This is a genomic window from Edaphocola flava (assembly GCF_004118155.1).
Taxonomy (GTDB): domain Bacteria; phylum Bacteroidota; class Bacteroidia; order Chitinophagales; family Chitinophagaceae; genus Edaphocola; species Edaphocola flava.
Genome location: NZ_SAIQ01000011.1, coordinates 1 through 1,572 on the forward strand (window position 1 = coordinate 1; position 1,572 = coordinate 1,572).

Annotated in this window: 1 protein-coding gene; it reads left to right on the forward strand. The window is 37.6% G+C overall.

The window, feature by feature from the left end; genetic code table 11:
• The first annotated feature begins 484 nt into the window (after window positions 1–484).
• Window positions 485–1,240, forward strand: a complete 756-nt coding sequence (locus tag EMP01_RS15455; protein ID WP_161971353.1) for a class I SAM-dependent methyltransferase — start codon at window positions 485–487, stop codon at window positions 1,238–1,240.
• Window positions 1,241–1,572: the final 332 nt, after the last annotated feature.

Here is a 1,572-nt window from a genome sequence, read left to right on the forward strand (position 1 = left end):
CAAAGGTAAATAACCTTTCCATAAAAACCAAATCTTTTTTGAAGTTTTTTTATTCCCTTCGGTCCGTTACCAAACCTCCAAAAATACCTCAAACACAATGCCAGCCTCACTTCCCATTCAATCTTAAGAGCAACCCCCGTTTCCGTAAGGGAGTGCAAAGATAGAACCTTATTAATTCCTGAACAAATCTTTTTACTATTTTACACCAAATACACCTGATCACTTTTTATCATAACACAATACCAGCATACATTACAGACCACACATATTCTTTAAAATATAGGTAAAGAGGTGGGGAAAGGAAGGGAATTAGGCAAAAAAAGGTCAATCATTAAAGAATATTTTGCATTATGCACTATTTCGAACTAGCGCTTAAGTCTTTCGGAAAGGGCCAATATTTATCTATCAACTGATTAATTATCTCCATATTAAGTCACTTCTAGGCCGTGCAAAATCGCTGATTAAATTTTTCGGCCTGGGACAAGTGGTAGATAAATCAAGATTCTATCTGCAGTACTTACAGCAAAAGGAAAACATTAAAGCCTTCAAAAATGCTCATCCCGATGTCCCCATCCCGGATCCCTTCATGATATATGAGACCTTCCGTCTCGACTATCAGCGATACTACGACTCCGGAAAGGCTGATGCCATGCATATTTACGAAGAAGTAAAGCCATTTATATCCCTGGAACAAAAAGCTATTCTTGACTGGGGTTGCGGGCCTGGTAGAATTATCAGACACTTTCCTGCTATTATCCCATCTGCTCAGTTCTTTGCAAGTGATTACAATAAAGCATATGTAGCCTGGTGTCAGCAAAACCTAAAAGCCATTAACTTTAAGGAAAATCAACTATCCCCACCGATACCGTTCCCGGATGCCTGTATCGATTTTGCATATGCAATCTCCATATTTACCCATCTATCAGAAGAAAAGCATTTTGAGTGGATCAATGAAATATACAGACTACTCAAGCCCGGTGGTATATTCTACTTTACAGCCCATGGAAATATTACCAGGCAGAACCTCCTGGACAATGAGCTGGTACAATATGACAAAGGAGTACTCGTGGAAAGAGGGAATGTAAAAGAAGGCAACAGAATGTTCACTGCCTATCATCCAAAACCATTTATAGAAAAATTAGTATCCGGAAAATTTGAGATCCTGAAGCATAGAGAAGGCATTGCCAAAAGCTGGGGCCTGGAGCAGGATGTCTGGATCATACAAAAAATAAATCCATAATCAATCTTTAAAGATTAAAAATTGTATTTACTAATACAGCAAAAGCGCCCTTTATAGAGGGCGCTTTTGTTATTTATTGTATTAATCTATTGTATTGTATTCTTATTGTTGTTGTATAGCTTGTTAGTATGTTGGTACTTGTTTTGTTATACTGTTGTATTGCCTTGCTGCTTTTGGGTATAGCGTATATGATAGTATATATGGGTAGTATATGGTTGTAGTATATAGTATACACATAAAAAAGAGACACCCTTCAGTTATGAAGGGTGTCTTAAAATAAATATGGCAGCTACCTACTTTCCCGGAATACACCAGTATCATCGGCCATGATG